The organism is Pedobacter sp. ASV1-7, assembly GCF_040203335.1.
In the GTDB taxonomy this organism is placed as follows: Bacteria; Bacteroidota; Bacteroidia; order Sphingobacteriales; family Sphingobacteriaceae; genus Pedobacter.
The window spans coordinates 218,039-241,039 of sequence record NZ_JBEHBV010000005.1 but is presented as its reverse complement, the minus strand read 5'-3'; the positions used below and the strand labels follow the sequence as shown (position 1 = coordinate 241,039).

Annotated in this window: 17 protein-coding genes and 4 tRNA genes; 11 read left to right on the top strand and 10 right to left on the bottom strand. The window is 36.7% G+C overall.

All coding sequences use genetic code 11. The features are described from left to right. Positions 1-82 precede the first annotated feature (82 nt). From ABDJ41_RS13530 to murQ, 3 genes are read right to left on the bottom strand one after another with little or no spacing between them, the layout of a single operon-like run. A complete protein-coding gene (locus ABDJ41_RS13530) occupies positions 83-832 on the bottom strand; it encodes a Bax inhibitor-1/YccA family protein (protein WP_349786582.1) in 750 nt (249 codons plus the stop codon). A gap of 50 nt (positions 833-882) precedes the next feature. Then, on the bottom strand, positions 883-1,455 hold the full coding sequence (locus tag ABDJ41_RS13525) for a hypothetical protein (RefSeq protein ID WP_349786581.1): 573 nt from the start codon (positions 1,453-1,455) through the stop codon (positions 883-885). An 8-nt stretch (positions 1,456-1,463) separates the two neighbouring features. Next, complete coding sequence (murQ, locus tag ABDJ41_RS13520) at positions 1,464-2,267, bottom strand: N-acetylmuramic acid 6-phosphate etherase (RefSeq protein ID WP_349786580.1); 804 nt, start codon at positions 2,265-2,267, stop codon at positions 1,464-1,466. A 260-nt stretch (positions 2,268-2,527) separates the two neighbouring features. Between murQ and ABDJ41_RS13515 the strand changes: the two genes are divergently transcribed. Beyond that, on the top strand, positions 2,528-4,102 hold the full coding sequence (locus tag ABDJ41_RS13515) for a S41 family peptidase (protein ID WP_349786579.1): 1,575 nt from the start codon (positions 2,528-2,530) through the stop codon (positions 4,100-4,102). 11 nt (positions 4,103-4,113) lie between these two features. Here the strand turns inward: ABDJ41_RS13515 and der are convergent, their stop codons facing one another. Together der and era are read right to left on the bottom strand one after the other, a co-directional pair. Further along, positions 4,114-5,415, bottom strand: a complete 1,302-nt coding sequence (gene der, locus ABDJ41_RS13510; protein WP_349786578.1) for a ribosome biogenesis GTPase Der — start codon at positions 5,413-5,415, stop codon at positions 4,114-4,116. An 89-nt stretch (positions 5,416-5,504) separates the two neighbouring features. After that, entirely contained in the window at positions 5,505-6,380 is an 876-nt protein-coding gene (gene era, locus ABDJ41_RS13505; RefSeq protein ID WP_349786577.1) for a GTPase Era, read from the bottom strand. Positions 6,381-6,491: 111 nt separating this feature from the next. Here era and ABDJ41_RS13500 point away from each other — a divergent pair. The 4 genes from ABDJ41_RS13500 (at position 6,492) to ABDJ41_RS13485 (ending at position 6,943) form a co-directional block, all read left to right on the top strand. Then, a tRNA-Met gene (locus ABDJ41_RS13500) sits at positions 6,492-6,567 on the top strand. A gap of 38 nt (positions 6,568-6,605) precedes the next feature. Further along, positions 6,606-6,677 (top strand) — tRNA-Glu (locus ABDJ41_RS13495). 80 nt (positions 6,678-6,757) lie between these two features. Further along, positions 6,758-6,833 (top strand) — tRNA-Met (locus tag ABDJ41_RS13490). A 38-nt stretch (positions 6,834-6,871) separates the two neighbouring features. After that, positions 6,872-6,943: transfer RNA gene (locus ABDJ41_RS13485), tRNA-Glu, on the top strand. A gap of 495 nt (positions 6,944-7,438) precedes the next feature. On the opposite strand, the gene ABDJ41_RS13480 is transcribed toward ABDJ41_RS13485, so the two are convergent. Beyond that, on the bottom strand, positions 7,439-8,491 hold the full coding sequence (locus tag ABDJ41_RS13480) for an FUSC family protein (protein WP_349786576.1): 1,053 nt from the start codon (positions 8,489-8,491) through the stop codon (positions 7,439-7,441). Positions 8,492-8,609: 118 nt separating this feature from the next. On the opposite strand from ABDJ41_RS13480, the gene ABDJ41_RS13475 reads away from it, so the two are divergent. Then, positions 8,610-8,789: a hypothetical protein gene (locus ABDJ41_RS13475; RefSeq protein ID WP_349786575.1), complete on the top strand. Its 180-nt coding sequence runs from the start codon at positions 8,610-8,612 to the stop codon at positions 8,787-8,789. Between the two features lie 39 nt (positions 8,790-8,828). Then, complete coding sequence (locus ABDJ41_RS13470) at positions 8,829-9,293, top strand: hypothetical protein (RefSeq protein ID WP_349786574.1); 465 nt, start codon at positions 8,829-8,831, stop codon at positions 9,291-9,293. 24 nt (positions 9,294-9,317) lie between these two features. Here ABDJ41_RS13470 and ABDJ41_RS13465 read toward each other — a convergent pair whose 3' ends face one another. After that, on the bottom strand, positions 9,318-12,311 hold the full coding sequence (locus ABDJ41_RS13465) for a glycosyl hydrolase family 28-related protein (RefSeq protein ID WP_349786573.1): 2,994 nt from the start codon (positions 12,309-12,311) through the stop codon (positions 9,318-9,320). 110 nt (positions 12,312-12,421) lie between these two features. On the opposite strand from ABDJ41_RS13465, the gene ABDJ41_RS13460 reads away from it, so the two are divergent. Together ABDJ41_RS13460 and ABDJ41_RS13455 are read left to right on the top strand one after the other, a co-directional pair. Continuing rightward, complete coding sequence (locus ABDJ41_RS13460; protein WP_349786571.1) at positions 12,422-13,492, top strand: patatin-like phospholipase family protein; 1,071 nt, start codon at positions 12,422-12,424, stop codon at positions 13,490-13,492. An 83-nt stretch (positions 13,493-13,575) separates the two neighbouring features. Beyond that, positions 13,576-16,059 carry an ATP-binding protein gene (locus ABDJ41_RS13455; RefSeq protein ID WP_349786570.1) on the top strand — a complete coding sequence of 828 codons (2,484 nt, stop codon included), beginning with the start codon at positions 13,576-13,578 and terminating at the stop codon, positions 16,057-16,059. A gap of 14 nt (positions 16,060-16,073) precedes the next feature. Here ABDJ41_RS13455 and ABDJ41_RS13450 read toward each other — a convergent pair whose 3' ends face one another. After that, complete coding sequence (locus ABDJ41_RS13450; RefSeq protein WP_349786569.1) at positions 16,074-17,402, bottom strand: sigma-54-dependent transcriptional regulator; 1,329 nt, start codon at positions 17,400-17,402, stop codon at positions 16,074-16,076. 93 nt (positions 17,403-17,495) lie between these two features. Then, positions 17,496-17,807, bottom strand: coding sequence for a hypothetical protein (locus ABDJ41_RS13445; RefSeq protein WP_349786568.1), 312 nt, complete (start codon positions 17,805-17,807; stop codon positions 17,496-17,498). Between the two features lie 253 nt (positions 17,808-18,060). Between ABDJ41_RS13445 and ABDJ41_RS13440 the strand changes: the two genes are divergently transcribed. Beyond that, positions 18,061-18,498: an RrF2 family transcriptional regulator gene (locus tag ABDJ41_RS13440; RefSeq protein WP_349786567.1), complete on the top strand. Its 438-nt coding sequence runs from the start codon at positions 18,061-18,063 to the stop codon at positions 18,496-18,498. Between the two features lie 178 nt (positions 18,499-18,676). Further along, a complete protein-coding gene (locus ABDJ41_RS13435) occupies positions 18,677-20,272 on the top strand; it encodes a S8 family peptidase (RefSeq protein WP_349786566.1) in 1,596 nt (531 codons plus the stop codon). Positions 20,273-20,320: 48 nt separating this feature from the next. Here the strand turns inward: ABDJ41_RS13435 and ABDJ41_RS13430 are convergent, their stop codons facing one another. Beyond that, positions 20,321-22,855 (bottom strand): NACHT domain-containing protein, encoded by a 2,535-nt coding sequence (locus ABDJ41_RS13430; protein ID WP_349786565.1) that lies wholly within the window; start codon positions 22,853-22,855, stop codon positions 20,321-20,323. Positions 22,856-23,001 lie beyond the last annotated feature (146 nt).

The window sequence follows — 23,001 nt, the reverse complement described above, 5'->3', positions numbered from 1 at the left end:
GTCGTGTAATTATTTAGATAGAATTAAAGAGAAGCCCCCTGATGTTTAGATCAGGGGGCTTCTCTTTGTAAGTTTTGAAGAATTATCTTCTGTCTCCAAATATTCTTAATAAGTAAAGGAAGATATTTAAGAAGTCAAGATACAGTGATAAAGCACCCATGATCGCTAATTTTTTAGAATCAGTATCTTGCATTGTAGCACCACTTTCTTCTAAACCAGCGCCTATTCTTTTTAATTTCTGAACATCATATGCAGTTAAAGCAGTAAATATAGCGATACCGATAAAAGCCATGAACAGGCTAAAGTTTTCGCTTTGAATGAACATATTCACCACACTTGCAATAACTAAACCTACAACACCAATCATCAGGATTGGGCCAAATTTACTCAGGTCAATGTTAGTAGTATAGCCCATAACAGCCATAATACCAAAGATACCCGCTGCGCCAATAAAACAGCTCATGATTGAGCTTGAAGTATAAGCAAGTAGAATAAAGCTTAAACTAACTCCAGTTAATACAGCATATAAAACAAATACACCAAGTAATGCTCCGAATGAAAGACGGCTCATTCCTGCGCTCATGAGTAAGACCAAGCCGAGAGGAGCAAGCATTGCTACCCAACCTAACATTCCCATTTTACCAGTTTCCTGATTAATCAGATAGCTCATCATTTCAGGAGTGCTCGCCATATAGTAAGCTGCCAGACTCGATAATGTTAATGCCACGAACATCCATAAGAACACGTTAGCAAAGAATTTTTTGGCTACTTTACCTGTAATATCTTCTACAAAAACAGACTGCTGCGACCAGTTTTGATTGTTGTTATCCATTTGTTTTAATTTTTATTTTAAATGTACTAATTGTTTTAGTTATACAAAAGCTATGCCCCCAGGCGTTTTGTCAGGATTTCTTCAATTTTTTTAAAGAATTGAAGTGGTTTTAAGGTGCGCCATGCCAAATCGTCAAGTTGCCCGCCGAAATTGATATAGTAATCAATATTATTTTGTTTAAATTCTCTGATTACATGTTCCTGGAAGTTAATGCCTGTAATCCAGCCATCTTCAACCTCCTGAAACCATTCCTCATAATAGCTATCCTCTTCAGAAGAATGAAAATTTAATACGTTTTCGCCAATCAATATAAACTTATTGATACCCTCATCCATCATCATTTCCAGAATTTCGCGTTTTAATAGCATAATGTCATTTCCAATGGCATCATTCCATTCACCCATAAATTCAATAATAGCATAATGTCTGTCGTAATCAACATACAACACTTTTAAATACAGGGTCCCGGATCCAAAATCATCCCATTGAGGATGAATAAGGTAGTTATACATCTGTTTATCGAAATAAAACTCGGAGTATTCTGTATTGTAAAAAGGGGAACGTTCATCTTCAGCCGCAATGTAATCATCGCGCCAAAGATAGAAAGGTTCTATTTCATGCATAATCTTTATTATTTACCCGCTTCTACAGCTTTACGCACACTGCCATAACGAAGCAGCAAGTCGGCAGCCTGATCATGGTCGATATTTAATTCTGCCATAACCATTTGTGTTCCACGGTCAACAAGTTTATGATTGGTCAGCTGCATGTCAACCATTCTATTACCCTTTACTTTGCCCAATCTGATCATTACGGTCGTGCTCAGCATATTTAAAACCAGTTTTTGTGCTGTTCCTGATTTCATGCGAGTTGATCCTGTTAAAAATTCAGGGCCAACCACCACTTCTACCGGATAAGTACTTTCAGCTGCAATCGGACCACCTTCATTACAAACAATGCAGCCTGTAAGCACACCATTCTTATTAGCCGTGTTTAATCCTCCAACTACGTAAGGTGTTGTACCTGATGCTGCAAGGCCAACAACACAATCTTTTTCATTGATATCAAATTCCTGTAAATCAATCCAGGCCTGGTCGGCATCATCTTCTGCATTTTCAACAGCTTTTCTGATCGCTGTATCACCACCAGCAATAATACCCACCACTTGATCAAACGGTACACCAAAGGTTGGTGGACATTCAGATGCATCTACAACACCCAGACGGCCACTGGTGCCTGCTCCGATATAAAATAACCTTCCACCTTTTTTCATTCGCTCTGCTACAGCATCAGCTAATTTTTCAATTTGTGGAAGTACTTTCTCTACTGCAAGAGGGACAAGTTTGTCCTCCTGATTTATGCCTTTCAGAATCTCCATCACAGACATTTGGTCAATGTCATGATGTTTAGATTCTTGCTCGGTTACTCTGATCATATTCTTTTTTTCTACGTGTAAGGCTGTCGGGAGGCATTCAGTGTTATTTACTACCCGAATAAAAATATTGGTTGAAAAATGAATCTATAAAAATCGGCATTTTATTGATAAAGAAGAAATATAAGCGAAAAAACACTACGATACTTTGACGATTTATTGCTTTTTGGAATAAAAGATGAAAAATGGTAAACTTTTAAAAATGAATGCCGTTTGTTTATTAATTAACTAGGTTATTTCATAACTTTACGGTGCATTTAGTCATGAAGAAGAACACCCGTACCAATATTTTAATTGCCCTCACTTATTCGGTTACATTGATAGGTGGGATGTTCTTTGGCTATAAGTTTTTAAAAGATCAGGGGTTTCAGCTTAGTAAACCTGTTCAACTCGTAAATAATCATACAGAAAAGGTAGATGAAATCCTCCATATCATCAATAAAAAGTATGTTGATGATGTAAATGCGGATTCACTTCAGCATTTGCCCATAGATAGTTTGCTGCATAAGTTAGATCCACATAGTGTTTATCTACCTCCTACCAAAGCAAATGAAATGTCTGAGAACCTAGAAGGAAATTTTGAAGGTATAGGTATTGAATATTATATCTTGAATGATACTTTGTTAGTTACGAATGTAGTTAAAGATGGTCCGGCATTTATGGCAGGAATTCGAAGAGGGGATAAAATATTAAAAATAGACACTGTTACGGTAAGTGGTAAATCATTACCCAGAGAACAGATGATTGGTCGGATAAGAGGTAAAAAAGGTACAGCGGTAAAGCTAACGATTCTTCATGCAAAAGATGCCCAGCAAGTTGTCTTCCTGGTAAATCGCAATCGGGTAAAGGTGAGTAGCATTGATGCGGCTTATTTGCTGAATCCTGAGACTGCCTATATTAGGATTAGTAAATTTGGTGCAGATACAGACAAAGATTTTATAGAGGTTATACGTACTCTTAAATCTAAGGGTATGAAGAAGATGATACTGGATTTGAGGGATAATGGCGGTGGATATCTGAGTGCTGCTACAGGGCTTGCCAATCAAATTTTACAGGAAAACAAGTTAATTGTGTATACCGAGGGTAAACACGAGCCGCGAACCGATTATGTATCATCTGGTGGAGGCGAGTTCGAGCAAGGAAAGCTTGCTGTTTTAATTAATGAGAACTCAGCTTCTGCCAGCGAGATTCTGGCTGGTGCTGTTCAGGACTGGGGTAGAGGAGTAATTATTGGACGTCGTTCTTTTGGAAAAGGCCTGGTACAGGAACAGTTTCCTTTTGGGGACGGATCAGCTTTGAATTTAACTATAGCACGATATTATACTCCTAAAGGTAGAAGTATTCAGAAGTCATATAAAAACGGATATAATGCCTATAAAAATGAGATCGATGATCGATTTAATGATGGTGAGTTAACTGCTGATAAAACCTTAAAAGACAGTTTGAAAAATAAAACCATAGTACAGGGTGGAATACGACCTGATATTTATGTTAGAATTGATACCAGTGGTTATAATAAGTTTTATAATAAACTAATTACTAAAAAGGTTTTATTTGATTTTGTTTATGATGTACTGGGACACAGATATGATGTAGAGGAGTTAGATCAGAATGTGGCTACATTTACGATCAGTGATAATGACTATAGAGATTTGCTGAAGTATATTCAGAGTAAGAACATCGTAATTGATCAAAGGCAACTTGTAGCTTGCAAGCCATTAATCTATAATGATATAAAATTGCTCTTATACAAATATCACCTAGGTGATGCCGGTTATTACAGGGCATTAAACCTAAGTGATAATATGGTGAAGCAGGCAGTTGCCAGTCTGCAATAAACTCTCTTTTCTTACTTCTGTCTAAAATAGATCTGAATTGGTACTCCGCTGAAATCGAAGTTCTCACGTAACTTGTTCTCAATAAAACGCTTATAAGGTTCCTTAATGTATTGAGGCAGGTTACAGAAAAATGCAAACATCGGTGATGTGCCATTGATCTGAGTGATGTATTTGATTTTGATATACTTTCCTTTTGTTGCAGGAGGTGGATATTTTTCAATAATTGGTAACATCACATCATTTAATTTCGATGTAGGGATCTTCTTACCTCTGTTTTTATATACATCAAGCGCTGTTTCAACGGCCTGGAAGATACGTTGCTTGTTTAGTGCAGAAGTGAATATGATTGGAATATCTGTAAAAGGCTGTAACTTATGACGGATCTGATCTTCAAATACGTTTGAAGTCTTGCTGTTCTTCTCAACCAAATCCCATTTGTTTACCAATACCACAATACCTTTTTTGTTTTTCTCAGCAAGGTGGAATATGTTTACGTCTTGTGACTCCAGGCCTTCCATTGCATCAATCATCAGGATCACTACATCGGCTTCTTCCAGCGCTTTAATGGTGCGCATTACGGAATAAAATTCAATGTTCTCTTTTACCTTGGTTTTTTTACGTAAACCAGCAGTATCAATAAACATAAATTCGTGACCGAATTGATTGTAATGTATATGTATTGAATCTCTTGTTGTGCCAGCAATAGGAGTTACGATATTTCTTTCTTTACCCATCAGGGCATTGATCAGAGATGATTTTCCAACATTTGGCCTGCCAACAATTGTTAGTTTCGGTAAAGTGTTTTCTTCTTCAGGAGTATCTTCGAAGTGTTTGTTGACTTCATCCAACAGATCGCCGGTACCAGAGCCGGTCATAGAAGAAATCGGGTAGATTTCTCCAAGGCCAAAGCCGTAAAATACTGTGGCATCATTCTGTAGCTGAGTATTATCTACTTTGTTAACTACAATGAATACGGGCTTTTTACTACGTCTAAGTAATTGAGCAATCTCATCATCCAGATCGGTAATGCCAGTCGTTACGTCTACCATAAAAAGAAGAACTGTAGCTTCTTCAATGGCAATAACAACCTGCTCGCGGATAGCTGCTTCAAAAACATCTTCCGAATTTGCTACATAACCACCAGTATCAATAACGGTGAACTGTTTGTCAGTCCACTCTGCTAAGCCATAGTGACGGTCGCGTGTTACCCCGCTGAAATCATCAACAATAGCTTTACGACTCTCGGTTAAGCGGTTAAAAAGGGTAGACTTGCCTACGTTAGGTCTTCCAACAATTGCAATAATATTTGCCATGGGTGTTTTATACGAATAATTTAAAGGTCACAAAGATATACAATCCCTGTGGAAATGACGGGTTTTACTTTCTTTTTTGTGTAGAAACGTTACTCGTAGCCGAAGCTCTTTAAGTAGTTCTTTTTACTACGCCAATCGGGAATAACTTTTACAAAAGTTTCCAGGAAGACTTTTTGATCAAGGAATTTCTCAATGTCTTTACGCGCTTCAGTACCTACTTTTTTCAGACTGGCACCAGCTTTACCGATCAGAATGTTTTTTTGCGAGTCACGTTCTACAATAATTTCCGCACTGATACGGGTAATGTTTTCTTCTTCTTTATAAGAAGTAATGATTACCTCTGTACTGTATGGTATTTCTTTCTGGTAATTGTTAAAGATCTTCTCACGGATGATTTCAGATACAAAAAACCTTTGATTACGATCGGTAAGATCTTCTTTATCATAAAAAGGGGCATGTTCAGGTAAAAAGTCCAGAACAGTATTCATAATTCCATCCAGATTATACTGGTGAAGTGCCGAGATGGCATAAATATGTTTAGGGTTTAACTTTTCCTGCCAGTAAGTAATCTTTTCATCTACTTGTTCCTGCGTTGCATTGTCGATCTTATTAATCAGCACAATCATCGGAATAGTAGTGTTGATTATTTTTTCGAGTACATCATTCTCATCATGCTGTTCATTAATGTCTGTAACAAACAAGATCAGATCAGCATCAGTAAGTGCACCTTTTACTGAACTCATCATTGAATCTTGCAATCCATAACGAGGTTTTATGATGCCAGGCGTGTCCGAAAAAACAATCTGGTAGCTTTCTTCGTTTACAATTCCTAAAATGCGATGACGTGTTGTCTGCGCTTTTGGAGTTATAATAGAAAGCTTTTCGCCCACCAGAGCGTTCATTAAGGTAGATTTGCCCACATTGGGCTTACCGATAATACTTACAAATCCTGCTTTATGTGACATTAAAATATATTTTGAAATAAATTTGGACTACAAAGAAACGAATTATATCTTTGCATTCCAATTCGGAAGAAGAGTTAAGGATTTAACAGGCACTTATGGAATTGTATATAGTGCGGGGTGGAGCAGTTGGTAGCTCGTCGGGCTCATAACCCGAAGGTCATCAGTTCGAGTCTGGTCCCCGCTACCAAAAAGGCATAAGCAGAAATGTGAGTCGCCTTATAAAATGGCCCGTTCGTCTAGGGGTGAGGACGCCAGATTTTCATTCTGGAAACAGGGGTTCGATTCCCCTACGGGCTACATAACCGCTTTATAAAAAGTTGAGCGGTTTTTTTATGCTGATAAAGCATTTGTCGGATGGACTTCCGAAAACAATATAGTGCGGGGTGGAGCAGTTGGTAGCTCGTCGGGCTCATAACCCGAAGGTCATCAGTTCGAGTCTGGTCCCCGCTACCAAAAAGGCATAAGCAGAAATGTGAGTCGCCTTATAAAATGGCCCGTTCGTCTAGGGGTGAGGACGCCAGATTTTCATTCTGGAAACAGGGGTTCGATTCCCCTACGGGCTACATAAAAAATGAAAAGTTGGTTTAAAGCGATGCTGCTGGATACCAACTTTTTTTCATTTAAGGGTTTTGTTCCCCGTAATCAGATCCTTTGTTTCCCTTATAAATATATCCATTGCTTAAATTTTTTATATAGTTGAGCCTAGTTTTATCGTGTGTTACATTTTCCTGCTGCTAATTAATAATAGTGGTTTAGCGTATACCTGCTACTGCTCTGTTACTGCTCAGATACTGGTCAGTTACTGGTCGGCTACTGCTTTTGCAGTAAGAAACCAGTGTTAAACCAGTTCTAGGGCAGTTTCTGTGTGACATCTGTTACAATTCGATGTCCAATGGTGTTAATTATAGCACATAAAAAACTTCGTTATGTTTGTAATGGGCAAAACATTCGCTTAATGATTGGATAGTGCGATAAAAAGCTATCAATTACCCTTAACACTTCATAACCGCATTCAAGCGACAATTTGGATATAAGCCAGGTGAGTTTATAAAATAACATCAATGCTTGTATCTTTTCAAGATAACTCTGGTCTTTAAAAGTTGTTTCTTTGTGAAGAAATGGATTTGTTCGTGGTATAACACCCAGCCACCAATTGCTCCAATTATACTTCCCGTCAGGATATCAAAAAATCTTATTGTTATTAAATGATTGGGGTTCCCTATTAAGCTCATATTAGGTTCAGCAAGGAATATTGTTAACATGGAGATAAAAATAACTGCTATTCCGTAGTTTCTTACAACAAGGAACTCAACGATAGTTTGAAGAACAAAAATGCTTATGCATATTCCTAATGTTGTTACGTTCAATTGTAAAATCAACCAGGTTAGACCAAGGCCTATAAAAGTACCTAAAATTCTTTGTGCGGCTCTTGTCCAGATGTGTTTAGTGCTTATTCCCTGCATTACTGCCATACATGAAATAGGAACCCAATAAGGGTTTTCTAGTTTAAGTAAGATGGCTGTTAATAGCGCCAGTCCAATCATAACAGCAAAGATTATAGACTCTGTAATGTTTACATACGGATTTTTTTGCAAAACCATCACGTCAGGTTTGTTGTTGCCTCGTAATACAAAGACGCTGTAAAGCAATGCGATAATAAAGGCGATCATCACACCAATAGATAAATTTCCGATGTTGTTTGCTATGCCTGCTGGGTTGTGAGGTAAAGAAATTGCAATAGAAGCCAGCATGATAAAGAAAAAGTTACCAGGTGGACGGGTTAATTCAAGACGGTTTAGTGAATAATGAGTGCCGAAAGTGTAAAATGCCAATATTAAAGGTGTCAGCCATGCACTAAATGAAAAAACTAGACCTATAGCAAACGAAAAGATGAATCCGAATCCGCAAATCATGAGAATCATCATACGGTTAACCAATCTGTTGGATTGGATGTATAAGATTACAAGTGCTCCGATTGAGGCTGTTTTACCTGCTCCAATATCATTATAGAGCAAACCTAATAATAATGGGATAGCAACGCAAAGGCCTGCTACAACAGGTAGATGCCAGGCTCTGCCAGTTTGATTAAATTTGAATAATTGTTCCCACATATTATACTCAAATTACAGAAAATCTTATGACTAAGGAGATAAATAAATCCTTATCATTATAAAAAACTGTTCAGTAAAACAATTTAAGAGATAAGCTGTTAAACCTTAAAATTGCGTTATGAATAAATTCTTTAGAGCTATCATTGCTGGTTGGGGAGCTAAGAAACTGGGAGGTGGCTGTTTATCCACAATCATTATTTTTATTGTGATCTACACACTATTAGGGAAATGCAATCAAGATACAAAAGCAGCACCTGCACAGCATAAGCCTATTGCACCCGTTGAGGTTCATAGATAATTAATTTTATTACTTTTACACCATAAGCCATTTAAACAGATGAAAAATCCAATTCTTTATTTATCGTTCCTAGCCTTGCCTTTAATATTTAGTTGTAATCAGACAGAGCAAAAAAGTGCTGAATTAAAAGATAGCGCAATTCATAAGGAGTGTTTTATTGCTATTGATGGGAAAGATACAGCAAATTTAGAACTAGAGACATTTGAAGGTGGTAAAATTACAGGCCATTTATTGATCAATTATGTAGATAAAGGGAAGAATGATGGAATATTGGCTGGAGCCTACAAAGGGGATACGCTATTTGTCGATTATACTTTCAAAATTGGTACTGAAAATAAAACCATGTATAAAAATCCTTTAGCTTTTTTAAAAAAAGACGGTAAGCTCATTCTTGGTGTCGGACAAATAGAAACCAGTATGGGGAAATCTTATTTTGTAAAAGGAAAGCCTATTGATTTCGAGAAAGGAAGATTCACATTTGATTCTGCTACTTGCAAAGAATAAACGATTCGATGTTTATTGTTCTCATCAAAACTTTGGAAATCCGGCAGAGCTCTTTTCTGTTTGTCTGATAGCTGGTAATTTAATAGTAGAGCTGTCCCATTTATCATTAAAATAGATGATGTTATCGGCGACAATGTCTGATGAGTTTTTCAGCTTAATCACAACAGGGTTGTCATTTGCCTGAACTACTTTTAAGTTATTCATACTGGCGCCAATAACATCATCTAGAAAGATCGCATATCTACTGTCCTGCTTTTCGTAATTAAATGAACTATTTTCGATCTTAAGTCCTTTAACATGTCGGGCCCATATTCCATAAGATGGCTGTACACCAAGATTTCCTACGTTGTATTGTCCAACTCCCAGCTCTGGAGCTAATGTCTCTACATCTGAGACCGGGTTCCCACCTTTTACCAGGATATGCACATCATTAAATGAAATGTTTTTGATGTAACCTGTATGCAGTCCATTTGGAAGTTTGAAATCAAGGCCATCAGTAACTGTTTCTGTCTCCGGTAATTTATAGCCGGCAATGATCGGGGTAGCTTTGTTTTGAGTCTCATTATATGTATTCCAGCGGCTATTTTTACTGCTATAAGAGCTTCCTCCATATACCTCCATAATATCTATACCATTTATGATAATGTTCTCAACCTTTCCAATGTTTACATCTTTAATGAGTAATTCATCATGTTTTTTGCCATTTTCAGTAAAAGTATATCTGCCGGCACTAGCTCCGATAATACGACCGCGGTTAGAAATAGAAATAAAGAAAGGAGCTCGTGTTCTATACATTTTGGACCGAGAATGAAGCTTTCCTGTATGTCCACAATTCAAGTGTATATCACTAATATGTGCTCCGTCATTTGTTGATATAGAGAAACCAGCCTTATTTGCGCCGAGTACATAGATATTATCTATACATACGTCCTTTATGTCATCTGCAGTTTCCGATCCAATCTGAAACAGGTTACAGTTTGTGTCACCAATGATATTTCTGATCATGTATTTTTTTGCAGGTCTTGTAAAACCCAAAGAGCAATCTGATCCTGGTTTGATGATGTCATCAGAGCTGACTTTCGAATAGATATTGTTTGCTGTAACGTTGTTGCAGCTCATAAAATCATAGATGTCACGGGCATTTCCTTGATTGTTTTTGCCAAAATAAGTATTGTGGACATAGATATTGTCTGTGCCGGTGGCAAGTAAAACAAAATGGCCAGCCTGGTCAATTTGTAACATATTACCCAGGTCTGTTATTTTACTGCCATCTTCGCCAATATAGTAAGGTTCATCAATCTCAGCGTCATACCAAAGATCTTCAGGGCGGTAGATGCCACCAATTTCCAGATTGCTGCATAATTTTAATGTGAACATTTTGTCTGCACGATGACCCACTGGATTATTCATAACTTTATCGCTTGTAACCAGGTTTCCATTACCGGTTATTAAGCCGTTTCCAATAATCTTAACATTGTCTAATCTTTCCCCGAAAAACATAGTATTCCTGAAGTAATGATGACCAACATCCTGCTTGGTCATGTAGTTTTCCGGATCAGCATATGGACCGATATCCGTCGGGGATAAGCCTGAACGATATTTCTTATCACTAAACCAGGTTCTCTCTGGCGGATCTGCACCTTTTAGTGCAGCAATAATCGCCTTTTTATCGATAAATAAGTAAACATTGCTTTTTAAATGGACAGTTCTTACATTATAGGTTCCGGCACTAAATAAAAGAGAACCACCACCCATTTTATTTAGAGAATCAATGGCATCATTAATTTTTTGTGTATCATCCGCCTGCCCATTGCCATTTGCACCAAAGTGTTTAACATCTATCTTTCCGGTATAAAATCTGAGCTCATTTGATAAACCTTTGTTTGGACCATGTTTAATATCAAGCTTAAACATGTATAATGTATCAGGTAGTAAGCCCGATACTTTGGCGGTTGCTTTTTTAGTATCAATTACGGCTCTGGCAACCGTCCAATTTTTACCGTTGTTTACGGATTGTAGCAATTTAAAGTGCTTTATATCAACGTTAATTCCCCATTTAAAACTAGCTGAGGTGTATCGGTTTGCATGTTCAGTATAATGAAGTTCTCTGCTTACAATCCTTTCAAAGCTCGAAACTGTTGCTGTTACTTTAAGTATTGTGTTAGCTCTGCCAGTTGTTGGACTGTTTAAAATTTCTGGTTCGGAGGTGGTGTAGCTGCTGCTAAAAGCATATTCTCCAATTTTTTTCAGCTTTACATTTTGAATGGTCAGTATTAAATCAGGGCCGTTTGAAGGTCTCAGATCTAAATCGTTAAAAGTTAGGATAGAGCCACCCTCATTCTTTTTTCTGATGGTGAAAGTTCCGACCTTAGAATAGGAATAGTTAGCACCAAAACGACCTATAGATTGTGTGTTCAGATCCTTTAATTTAACAGTGCCTCGCCCAATCACATTCACGGTGGTGTTTTCTGGGGTGACTTCAATTCCTGCAGGTAAAAATAACTGAACCCTCGCCTTAGGTGTCCTTTGTCCGGCGGTAAAGAATAATGTTAAATCATTACTGGTGTTAAGTGTAGCCTTAGAATGTAATAGAGAGAGTTCACTGGCTATGGCCATTGCTTTGGTGATAATCTGATAAACTTTGGTAGCCCTTCCATCTGCAGAAGTAACTACAAGTTGGTCGCCATTTAGGATCTCTCCCTCATTTTTGTCAGTTCCATCTTTATTGGTAATCCTGTATTTTTGAACTGAACCATCTTTAGACCTTAGCTGCATTGCTATTTGTTTTACATCAATACCTGTAGAAACTAATCCTTTGTCTTCTGGCGTGTCAACAGTAAAACTATAAGTGCTCCCGGAGATAATAACCAGTTGGTTATTTGTTATTTTTGCAATATGTGTAGCGGACTTAGCAACCATTATTTCAGGATCAGACTTATGCTTGTCAATTTTAATTGCTTTTGAAGTTGTATGAATACATATCATGAGCAATAGAAACAATGATTTTAGATTGGACATAATAGGTTAAGATGACTGCTAAAAGTCGGAATTATGTATTAAATATATATGGCCAATCATTAAACTATTCTAGCAGAAAACTTATATTTACCAACAAGCCCATTGGTGTTATGAAGAAAATCCTATCGATAGACGGAGGTGGAATAAGAGGAATTATTCCCGGAATGATTTTAGTCGCCCTCGAAGAGAAGTTAAAGAGGGTGAGTAAAGATCCTGATGCAGCGATTGTTGATTATTTTGATTTTTTTGCTGGAACCAGTACTGGAGGTATTCTTACCTGTTTATTATTATGTCCTTCGGAATCTGATCCAACAAGGCCTCGTTTCTCTGCTAAAGCCGCTTTAGATCTATATCTGGAGCATGGGAATGAGATTTTTAAAATGAGCTTTTTTAAAAGAATAAGGGCTAAATTCGGACTTGCAGGTGAACGTTATAACAGTGCTATTTTTGAAGGTGTATTGAATAATTATTTTGGTGATACCAAGCTTAGTGAGCTTATTAAGCCTTGTATCATCAGTGCATATAATATTGAACTTAGGAAAACACATTTTTTCAGACAGCAATCGGCTATTGCCAGAGGTGATGCAAGGGATTTTTATTTAAGAGATGTGTGTCGGGCTACATCTGCTGCACCTACCTATTTTAGTGTTGCAGAAATCCATTCTATTGCCAATGTACGTTATCCTTTACTTGATGGTGGTGTTTTTGCAACAAATCCTGCGCTTAGTGGTTTAATAGAAGTTACCCGGGCTTTTAATCAAACTCGTATTAACGATATATTTTTAGTGTCACTAGGTACGGGGAGATCCAGAAGATCATATGATTATGAGCACTTTAAAAAAAGTAGCGCCATGGCTATTGTACCAGCAATTCTGGATATTATGATGAGTGGTGTTGCAGAAACCAGTGATTTTTTTCTGCAGCAGCTGTTTCGCTCTGCCGGAAGGATAGAAAATTATATCCGTGTAGAACCTAATAGTCTGGAGAGTATTAAGGAAGGCCTCGATGCTGCCAGTGCATCGAATATTGAGAAATTAATGGCTCTTGGAGATAGAACGGTTAGCGAAAATAATGCACGTATTACAGAGCTTGCCAGGCTTCTGGTTGAAGAGAAAAAACATGGTTCAACTAAAAAAACATGGGACTTCTTAAAAGCTGTAAGATCTCTAGGTTCTTTATAATCCATTATATTTGTAGCATATTTTTTGTTTTTTATAGGACTGCGGTATTAAACTCTGATTATTGCCGTTTTTAATTAACAAACATGAATAGTAAATCCCCTAAAATTTTCTTTAAAGCCATAAAAGGAAAAATCATTATTGCTTTGCTATTGGCTTGCTGTGCCTTGTTTATGGCCTGGGGGGTAAGTAAGATGGCTTTTAAGGAAATGTTGACTACGGTCGAGAATATTAACGCTCCAAGTGAAAGATTGCGAGTGGTAAATGCCATTTCAAGGAAAATAAGCAGTCTTGACCAGCTACAGAAAAAACAGGCTTTTAATGATCCTGGAAATTATAATAAACTGTTTAAAGAGTCCGGACAACTGCGACTGGTACTGGATACTTTAGCCGGTTTATATGCTGCTGATTCTTTACAGCTGGACCGTATTCTGACCATAAAAAAACTCTTGGGGGAAAGAGATAAGCAGTTTATAAATTATCTCAAAGTAAGAGAGCGCCTTATAAATAATAAGTCTTTTTCTTCGCAGGTTAAGAGTCTGAGTGCAATGGTAGCCAAAGGTTCAGAACAAGGCGATAGTACAATTGTTGCCACCGAGCGGAAAACATCAACCACAACTGTATACCCCACAGAAGAACAGGAAAGGCAGAAGGGTTTTTTTAGCAGGCTGTTTGGTAAGAAAAAAAATAATGAAGAGGATAATTCCTTAAAAATTGTAAATGAAGAAAGCGTAAAAAGAGATACAATTGCTTTGTCGGCCGAAGACCGCATGACCAGAAATCTGGAACAATCTTTAAAGGAAATTGAAAAGGAACAGCGACTTAAAAATGAAAGTTTCCTAACCAGGGAAGCTATTTTAACCAATGCAAATAACCTTTTGGTGAGCCAGATGCTGGATGTTTTAAGAAAGGTAGAGAGTGAAGTGGTAGCCCAGATTGAACTTAATGGAATTCAGGCTAAAAATGTGGTAAATACAGGTATCAATACCATAAGCATTATCATGCTGGTATTTTTCTTTTTAACAGTTTTGCTATTATATTTCATATTAACAGATATTACTCAAAGTAATAAATACAGAGTGGAGCTGGAAGCTGCAAAAGATGAAGCCGAGTATCATGGGATGGCAAAACAAAGGTTTCTTTCTAATATGAGTCATGAAATCAGAACTCCATTGCAGTCTATTATTGGCTATTCTGAGATCATTAAAAATGAAAAGTCTCCTCAGAAAAAAGATATAGATGCAATCTATAATTCCTCCACACACTTATTGCAAATTGTGAATGAGGTGCTGGATTACAACCGGATTATTTCTGGTAAATTTACTTTTACGGACAAAGCTTTTGATATTATAAAACTGCTGAATGAAGTAGTTTCTGTAATGAGACAGCAGGCGGAAAAGAAATCACTTGAACTGAATACAGAATTTGATTTACCAGGGTTGAATTATATTGAAGGTGACCCTTTCAGGCTAAAGCAAATCTTGTATAACCTTTTAGGGAATGCGATAAAATTTACCAGTAAAGGTGAGGTTACTCTATCTGCTTTTTATAAAAGACAAGGTGAACTTCTGCACTTTACTTTCATGGTAAAGGATACTGGAATAGGGCTTACTGAAGTTGAAAGCCAACAGATATTTAATGAGTTTGAACAGGTTAATTCCTTAGAAAATGAAGAGCTGAATAAAGCAGGAGCAGGATTGGGATTAACAATTATCAAATCACTTATTGAACAGCAAGGAGGTAGGGTTTATGTTAAAAGCAAGAAAGATGAAGGTAGTATTTTTACGGTTTACCTGACTTTTAAAATCGCTGATGCACCTCAGGATGAAAATACTACAGAAGCATTGCGCGTATACAATGGACAAGTTTGGGTTGTAGATGACGACCAGTTGATTCTTGATTTGTGTGAAATCATTTTTAAAAAGAATGGAATTGACTGCAAGTTGTTCAGTTCCCCATCACAACTGCTGACTGCAGAATGGGATAGGAGGGTGAAATACGTACTTATGGATATGCGAATGCCGGAAATGAATGGCATTGCATTATGTGGTTTGTTAAGGGAAAGGGTAGGGGCAGATGTAAAGATTTTTGCCATTACAGCTCAGGTATTACCTGATGAACGAGAACTGCTTTTAAACAGTGGCTTTGATGGTCTTTTAATGAAGCCCTTTAAGGAAAAAGAACTTTTATCTGTGTTTACGGAGGTTCAGGATTTAAAAGAAGATTCAGATGAAGGTAATGAGGACGTTGACCTTGATTTGAGTAATCTGAAAAGGATGACTTTCGGTGATGAAGAACAGCTCCAGCGTGTATTATTGAGGTTTACTGAAGATAGCATAAATGATACCAGTGAAATTCAGGAAGCTTTAAGGATTAACGAACAGGATCAGGTAAGGTTGCTTGTGCATAGAATGGCTGGAAGAATAGCACAGATTGGCTCAAAAGGTCTGGCAGCATCGTTCAGGCAAGTGGAGATTGATATTGCTGCAGAGGGACTGGATGAGGGTAAAAAAGGCAGGATAGAGAAGCTGTTAAAGCAACTGAGATCATTGCTTAAACAATTAGAGTAATAATAGTTGATTTATTATTCGATGTCATAACGTTCCATTTTACTATACAATGTTTTCCGGTCAATGTTAAGTAGTTTGGCCGCTTTGGATTTATTGTATTTAACCTTTACAAGGGTTTCAATAATCATTGCTTTCTCGTTGATTTCATTGATGGCTTTAAGGTCTGAAGTATTGGGTCTTGGTACTTGATTTACTGATACGATCATTTCATCAGGAAGTGAATCTATATCTGCAGTCTCGCCGGGGGTTAGTAAAACCATTCGCTTTATCACATTTTTTAGTTCACGTAGATTGCCTGGCCAGTCGTATTGCAGTAACAGATCTTTTGCTGTTGTCGAAATATGTTGCACATTTCTGTCCAGCTCCTGGTTTGATAGTTTCACGAAATGGTTAATAAATAGCTCGATGTCTTTTCCTCGTTCCCTCAGTGCAGGTAACTGTATTTTGAATTCATTGATGCGGTGATATAAATCTTCCCTGAATGATCCATTAGCAACACTATTTTTAAGATCATCATTTGTAGCTGTGATGATTCTTACATCAACTTTAACAGACTTAGTACTACCAAGTGGTTGTATAATTCTTTCTTGAAGGGCACGAAGCATTTTTACCTGAACTTCATAACTTAAATTACCAACCTCATCTAAAAACAGAGTACCACCATCTGCCGCTTCAAATTGCCCTTTTTTATCAGTTAAAGCACCTGTAAAGGCGCCTTTTGTATGACCAAATAATTCACTCGCAGCAAGTTCTTTTGAAAGTGCCCCACAATCAATTGCAATAAAAGGCTTATCATTTCGCTTACTCTGGCTATGTAAAGCACGGGCAGCATATTCTTTACCTGTACCACTTTCACCCTGGATGATGACCGACATGTCGGTTGGGGCAACCAGATTAATGTGCTCATAAAGCTTGTCAGCAATTGCACTTTTACCTTTTATAGCATCTGTATGCTCTACAGATCTTCCAGATTTCCCTTTTTCCTTTTTACCAAGTGCATTTTTTATGATCATTAACAGCTCATCCGGATTAACAGGCTTGGTAATGTAATCAAATGCACCCAGCTGAATAGATTTTACAGCGGTGCGGACATCGTTAAAGCTGGTCATGATAATTACAGGCTGGGCCTGACCCTTTTCAAGAATGTGCGAAAGAATATCTAAGCCAGTGCCATCTGGTAAACGATAATCTATAAGTAACAGATCAAAACTTTGTTCATCAGTTATCTTAAAAGCTTTTTTTACATCATTTACAACATGAGCTTCATGACCATGTTTTGCAAGAAAGCCTTCCAGTACCTGAGAGAAAGTAGAATCGTCTTCAATGATGAGTATTTTTGCCATAGGATTTCGCTTAGATACAGCAAAAATACAAAAGCCGGACGAAATCCGGCTTTTATAAGGTGTTTAATTGTTATTTATTAAGGGATATAGGGATTATTCAATAACTACTCCATCTTTTCCTATTTTTAAAGAAGCAGTTTCTTCTTGTTTTTTAACGTCAACTTGATAATATTCTGATTTGTCAGCTTTTGTTACAAGGAATGCTGCAGTTGGAATCCATTCTTTATATTTTTCTGAAGAAAGAGTAGCCTTAACCGGATCCGGAAGGTCTTTCACCTCAACCGGTGTTTTAGTTACACTGTCTTGTAATGTGCTGATAACTATTGGAGCTTTGATGTCGCTTGCTTTTACTGTGGTTAATCCAGCAAATGCCAGGATCGCTGCAGATAAAATGATCTTTTTCATACTTATAATTTTAAGTTCTTATCTAAATTAATTACGAATAGATCTGATACAGAATGATGCCATAAATGATTTTTGTGCTTAATTGATTGGTATTCAGTTGTTTTGTTGTTTTTGTGAAGTTGCACATTGTAGAATTATTCTACAATGTGTAGCGATGTGAAGCATTAAATCTCTGATATGAAAGAATGTTGGAATGAATGCAGTCAGTTCAAAATTTATACAAATCCGTAAATCTTTTCTTAGCTTTGCTAGTATGCTGTCTAAGAAAACGAAATATGCAATAAAGGCACTGGTTGCTCTTGGCAAAAATATGGAAAATCCTCCAATGCAAATAGTGAGGTTGGCGGAGCAGGAAATGATACCCAGAAAATTCCTGGAACAGATTCTGTTGGATATGCGTAATGCAGGATACTTATATAGTAAGAAAGGTGCAGGTGGAGGATATAGTCTTAATAAAGATCCACGTGATATTTATCTGGCTGATATACTTCGTATTACGGATGGGCCTATCGCGATGGTTCCTTGTGCTAGTTTAAAGTTTTACCGTAAATGTGACGAATGCCATGATGAGGTAACCTGCGGTATCAGAAAGACATTTATTGATGTAAGAAATGCTACGTTAAAAGTTTTAGCCCAAACATCAATTGCCGACGTAATTGCCAGAGAAACTGATGATACATTGGTAAGTTAATGTGTTCCTGTAGGACAGGACATTTTATAACAATTTTAATACACAATCGCCGCATAGAAATAAATTCTTGCGGCGATCGTTTTTTAAGGCGTTTACGCTGTATTTATGATAAGATTGAATTATTTCTCCTGATATGTATGGCCAGAATTTAATTAACTTTGTCAAAAATTGAAAAACTATGAAAAAGAATGTCATGACATTTTTCGGCGGTAAGGGATGGTGCATAGCGTTATTGGCTGCTATGCCATTTGCTTCATTTGCCCAGAAGCCAAATTGGCAGAATCTGGATTTGCAAGCAGATTCTACATTTGGTATAAGTACAGAAAAAGCATATAATGAACTTTTAAAAGGTAAGAAATCTGTACCAGTTATTGTGGCGGTGCTTGACGGTGGTGTTGAGATTGCCCATGAAGATTTGAAAGCAGTTATCTGGGTAAATAAAAAAGAAAAGGCTGGTAACGGTAAAGACGATGATAAGAATGGTTATATAGATGATGTACATGGCTGGAATTTTTTAGGTTCATCAAAAGGTTCTATTAACTATGAAACATTGGAATTGACGCGTTTGGTGAGAAGAGATAATGCGAAATTTGCGAATGCAGATGCTACATCTGTAAAAGCAAATGAATTACCTGCATTTGAAGCTTATCAAAAGAATAAAGCTGAATTGGAAAAAGAACTTGAAGAAGCGAAAATAGGATTACAGCGTTTTTCAGGTATTAAAAATGCAATTGATGCCTTAGTAAAGAAAATTGGTAAAGATCAACCTACGCGTGCAGATTTTGAGGCGTTTAAGCCTTCAGATGATATGGAAACCAATATTCAGAGAATCTTGGTTAATCAGCTAAAAAATACCAGTTTCGAAGATTTTTATAAAAAGCAGATTGAACCAGGATATGATCATTACAAGCAACAGGTTGATTATAATCTGAATCTTGACTATGATCCTCGGGGAATTGTTGGAGATGATCCAAACAATAGTAAAGAGCGCTTTTATGGCAATAATGATGTTACTGGTCCTGATGCAAGACATGGTTCTCATGTTGCAGGGATTATAGGTGCTGTACGTACCAATGATCTTGGTATTAAAGGGGTCGCTAATAATGTGATTATTATGGGGGTAAGAAATACCCCAAACGGTGATGAGCGCGATAAAGATGTTGCTAATTCTATTCGTTATGCAGTTGATAATGGTGCTAAAGTAATCAATATGAGTTTTGGGAAATCATATTCCTGGGATAAGGCAATTGTAGATGAGGCTGTTAAATATGCAGTTTCGAAGGATGTATTATTAGTACATGCTGCTGGTAACGATAATAATAATCTGGAAGTTGAATCTAACTTTCCTGATCCTGAATATTTGGGTGGTGGCAAAGCTGCTTCGTGGATAACGGTGGGAGCGTCTGCATGGACAAATGATGGCCAGATAAAGGCTAATTTTTCTAACTATGGAAAAACTAAAGTTGATGTTTTTGCACCTGGTGTAGATATTAACTCTACTGTACCGGGATCAAAATATGAGAAATTAAGTGGTACAAGTATGGCTGCCCCTGTTGTAGCTGGATTAGCTGCCCTTATTCGTTCATACTATCCAAAGTTAAAAGCAGTAGAGGTTAAAGATATCATCCTTAAATCTGTTGTTAAGGTTAATCAGTCTGTAGAAATCAGGACTGAAACGGATGTTAAGACTGTTCCTTTTTCTGATTTATGTGTTACAGGAGGAATTGTAAATGCATACAATGCATTAAAATTGGCTGCTGAATATAAGAAATAACTATAGATCCATTCATAAAAAAGGGCCTTTTATTAAAAAGGCCCTTTTTTATGAATGTTTGATGCCTATTGGCTCTTTTGATATAGAAAATATATTTTTTGAAATGTTATGTTCTTCCATAAAACAAAGACGTTCATATTTATATTCATTCAGCTTAGCAAGGTTTTCAAGATCAGTGTAGATGTCAATCATCAGGTCGTAAATGAGGATGCAATTTAAGTTTAAATTGTTCTCTTTGAAAAAAACGATACATTCCTGACATTTTTCGCCTGCTAAAACATTTTTTCCCTTATTTCTAAGTTGAAAAGCCTGTGTCATTTTAAAGATTGCCTCTGCTTTCTGTGAAACTCTAAATCTTTCTTTATTTTCATGAATAAGAACAAGGATCCTCTCCAGTTTATCTGTTTTTGGACCTGGTCTGAATCTTGAAAGTTGTAATGTGAGGAAATTTATCATTAAGATACTGAAGACTGAACGCTTTGAAAATTCTTCAGGATGTGCTTTGATGATTTTCTCTAAAAGCTCAATATTTCTTTCGTCAGATCCATAGAACATATTAAGTAGGATATTCAAAAAGTAAGTAATTCCTTGTTTGGTTGTAAGCGGCTTTTTGTCTTCTCCAAATGGATATTGTAAACTTTCTACATCTTCCATCAGGTCGTTTAAATCAGTGGGATTATTAGTGATTTTTAAATAAATCAGTTGTAGAATCTCGTGGGGACTTAATTCCCAGCTTGAACAGCTGATCCGATTTAAAATCATCATTCGCTTATGTATTTTCTTCTGGTTCAGGCTTACTACATCCATTATGGTAAGAAGAGACTGATAAAGCAATGTATGCTCATTGGAATCAGAAATGTCAATGGCAACCTCAATTGTCTCTTTATATGATGAGTCAACAAAGTCAAAGTGCTTCATATCTTCAATAATTCTTTCGTGAATTTTGTTGGCCTTTAACAGAGATAGGGTATCGCTGCTATATTTGGATCTATACTTTAAATTTTCTGCAATGAAAAGAGTTAAGTAATTATGTTCAGAATGACCGAATGGGAAATCAAAAATACAGTTCAGGACTTTAAAATCTCCAATTCTAATTACGAAGCGGACAGCCCATTGTAGTAATTGAAAACGTAAATTGACATTTTCATATTCAGTTTGGATGTAGGAGAAGAATTTTTCGTCTACTTGTAAATTGAATTTTTCGAGGAGTTCAACAAATAGGAAGTATTCAAATATATGAGGATGTATAAACAGAACGAATTCCCGAGGATGAAAATCTTCATACCGTTTCTCTTCCATTATTATGCCATCTGAAAGCAATTCAGTATAAGCATTTTTGAATGTTGACAGCTCTCCAATTAGGCTGTCCTTTTGAATTGACGTCCCGTTTCTGCCATAATCTGTAAGCTGGATTATTTTTTTAAGAAATAGAATCTTCTCTGTATAATAATTAGAGCTATAGATATTCTCCTGGATAAATCTGGATGCTAATTCGTGGAAAGTAATATTTGTCGAATAATTAAAAGAAGGATCTTCTTCCTTTAATTGGTGATATAATTGGATATGAAATGGATACTTAAGTTGCGCTTTAAGGTTTGGATTAATTTCTTTGCTGTTCAGCCCATCAATTTTAGAGATAATCAGGTCTATTTCTTTCTCTGTTAATGGTGGCACATTTGAAGGCTCATTTATGTTAAAGTAGTTGCCAGGAAACCATTTTGCTTTTAAATAAGCAGAATGTCTGAACAAATCATAGAACCATGACCAGGTAGCAGATCGCATGCTTATGACTAGTTTAATAGAGCTAATATGTTCAATTGCACAAATGAAATTTATTATACTTTCGAAAAGTTGTTTCATTGATTCCTTTTTTAAAGGAAGTTCTGAAAAACTGTCTAATACGATAACGAGTTTCCCTTTAGTCTTCTTATGATTTTCTTCTATATAAGTCATAAGACTATCCCTTTTAGGGATATTAAGCACGGCTTTTAAGAGGTCTTCAAAATTAAAGGTAGGGTTTTCAACATTGAAAAAACTATAGGCCTGTAAAAACAGGAGAGCGGAGTCTCTATAAATAGAAGTATTGTTTCTGGCGAAGCTCTCGGCAAGGTGACTCAATAGAATAGTTTTGCCATATCCAGGTTGTGCAACGAATGCTGTAAAGCTATGTTCACTTTGAAAAAAATCATCAAAATCATATTCAGCGAATTTTCTGCTTATGGTCATTTCATAAGGCATACCAGATCTGTTTTTGATTCCTTTTAAAGCAAAGTCTGTGATCTTGAGTACTTTTTTCTTGACATCAATCCAGGATGCGGGAATGATATTTTTACCTGTACCTCCGGATTCAATGTTTTCCCCACTAACATATTCAGACAGCGTTGTAATTGTGAATTTTGAGAAATTATGTTTCACTTCAGCAAAGCCAAACAATCTCTTGATTGTTGTTTCACTAACATTCTTATTCAATGTTCTACTGATTTCAATAGATATCCGTTTACAATCAGCCGGGGTCACCGTCCTAATTCCATTTTTGATTAGGATTAATCCCTTGAGTTCATTTAAGATAGATATTTCATCCATACACTTTATAAGTGAGCGTTAAATAACAACCAAAACGAATATATAGCTTTAATAGGAATAATGAACAGAGGTTTTCAGGTTGAAAAATGAACGGAAAGGATGGGTTTTTGCCAAAAACCTCGTCTACAGGTGTTTAGAGGCCGATT

Bases quoted from the DNA above. Each gene is read 5' to 3' on its own strand.
- murQ (WP_349786580.1), bottom strand. From the start codon at position 2,267: ATGATCAGAGTAACCGAGCAAGAATCTAAACATCATGACATTGACCAA.
- era (WP_349786577.1), bottom strand. From the start codon at position 6,380: ATGTCACATAAAGCAGGATTTGTAAGTATTATCGGTAAGCCCAATGTG.
- ABDJ41_RS13455 (WP_349786570.1), top strand. From the start codon at position 13,576: ATGAATAGTAAATCCCCTAAAATTTTCTTTAAAGCCATAAAAGGAAAA.
- ABDJ41_RS13525 (WP_349786581.1), bottom strand. From the start codon at position 1,455: ATGCATGAAATAGAACCTTTCTATCTTTGGCGCGATGATTACATTGCG.
- ABDJ41_RS13440 (WP_349786567.1), top strand. From the start codon at position 18,061: ATGCTGTCTAAGAAAACGAAATATGCAATAAAGGCACTGGTTGCTCTT.
- ABDJ41_RS13530 (WP_349786582.1), bottom strand. From the start codon at position 832: ATGGATAACAACAATCAAAACTGGTCGCAGCAGTCTGTTTTTGTAGAA.
- ABDJ41_RS13435 (WP_349786566.1), top strand. From the start codon at position 18,677: ATGAAAAAGAATGTCATGACATTTTTCGGCGGTAAGGGATGGTGCATA.
- der (WP_349786578.1), bottom strand. From the start codon at position 5,415: ATGGCAAATATTATTGCAATTGTTGGAAGACCTAACGTAGGCAAGTCT.
- ABDJ41_RS13515 (WP_349786579.1), top strand. From the start codon at position 2,528: ATGAAGAAGAACACCCGTACCAATATTTTAATTGCCCTCACTTATTCG.
- ABDJ41_RS13450 (WP_349786569.1), bottom strand. From the start codon at position 17,402: ATGGCAAAAATACTCATCATTGAAGACGATTCTACTTTCTCTCAGGTA.
- ABDJ41_RS13465 (WP_349786573.1), bottom strand. From the start codon at position 12,311: ATGTCCAATCTAAAATCATTGTTTCTATTGCTCATGATATGTATTCAT.
- ABDJ41_RS13430 (WP_349786565.1), bottom strand. From the start codon at position 22,855: ATGGATGAAATATCTATCTTAAATGAACTCAAGGGATTAATCCTAATC.
- ABDJ41_RS13460 (WP_349786571.1), top strand. From the start codon at position 12,422: ATGAAGAAAATCCTATCGATAGACGGAGGTGGAATAAGAGGAATTATT.
- ABDJ41_RS13445 (WP_349786568.1), bottom strand. From the start codon at position 17,807: ATGAAAAAGATCATTTTATCTGCAGCGATCCTGGCATTTGCTGGATTA.
- ABDJ41_RS13470 (WP_349786574.1), top strand. From the start codon at position 8,829: ATGAAAAATCCAATTCTTTATTTATCGTTCCTAGCCTTGCCTTTAATA.
- ABDJ41_RS13480 (WP_349786576.1), bottom strand. From the start codon at position 8,491: ATGTGGGAACAATTATTCAAATTTAATCAAACTGGCAGAGCCTGGCAT.
- ABDJ41_RS13475 (WP_349786575.1), top strand. From the start codon at position 8,610: ATGAATAAATTCTTTAGAGCTATCATTGCTGGTTGGGGAGCTAAGAAA.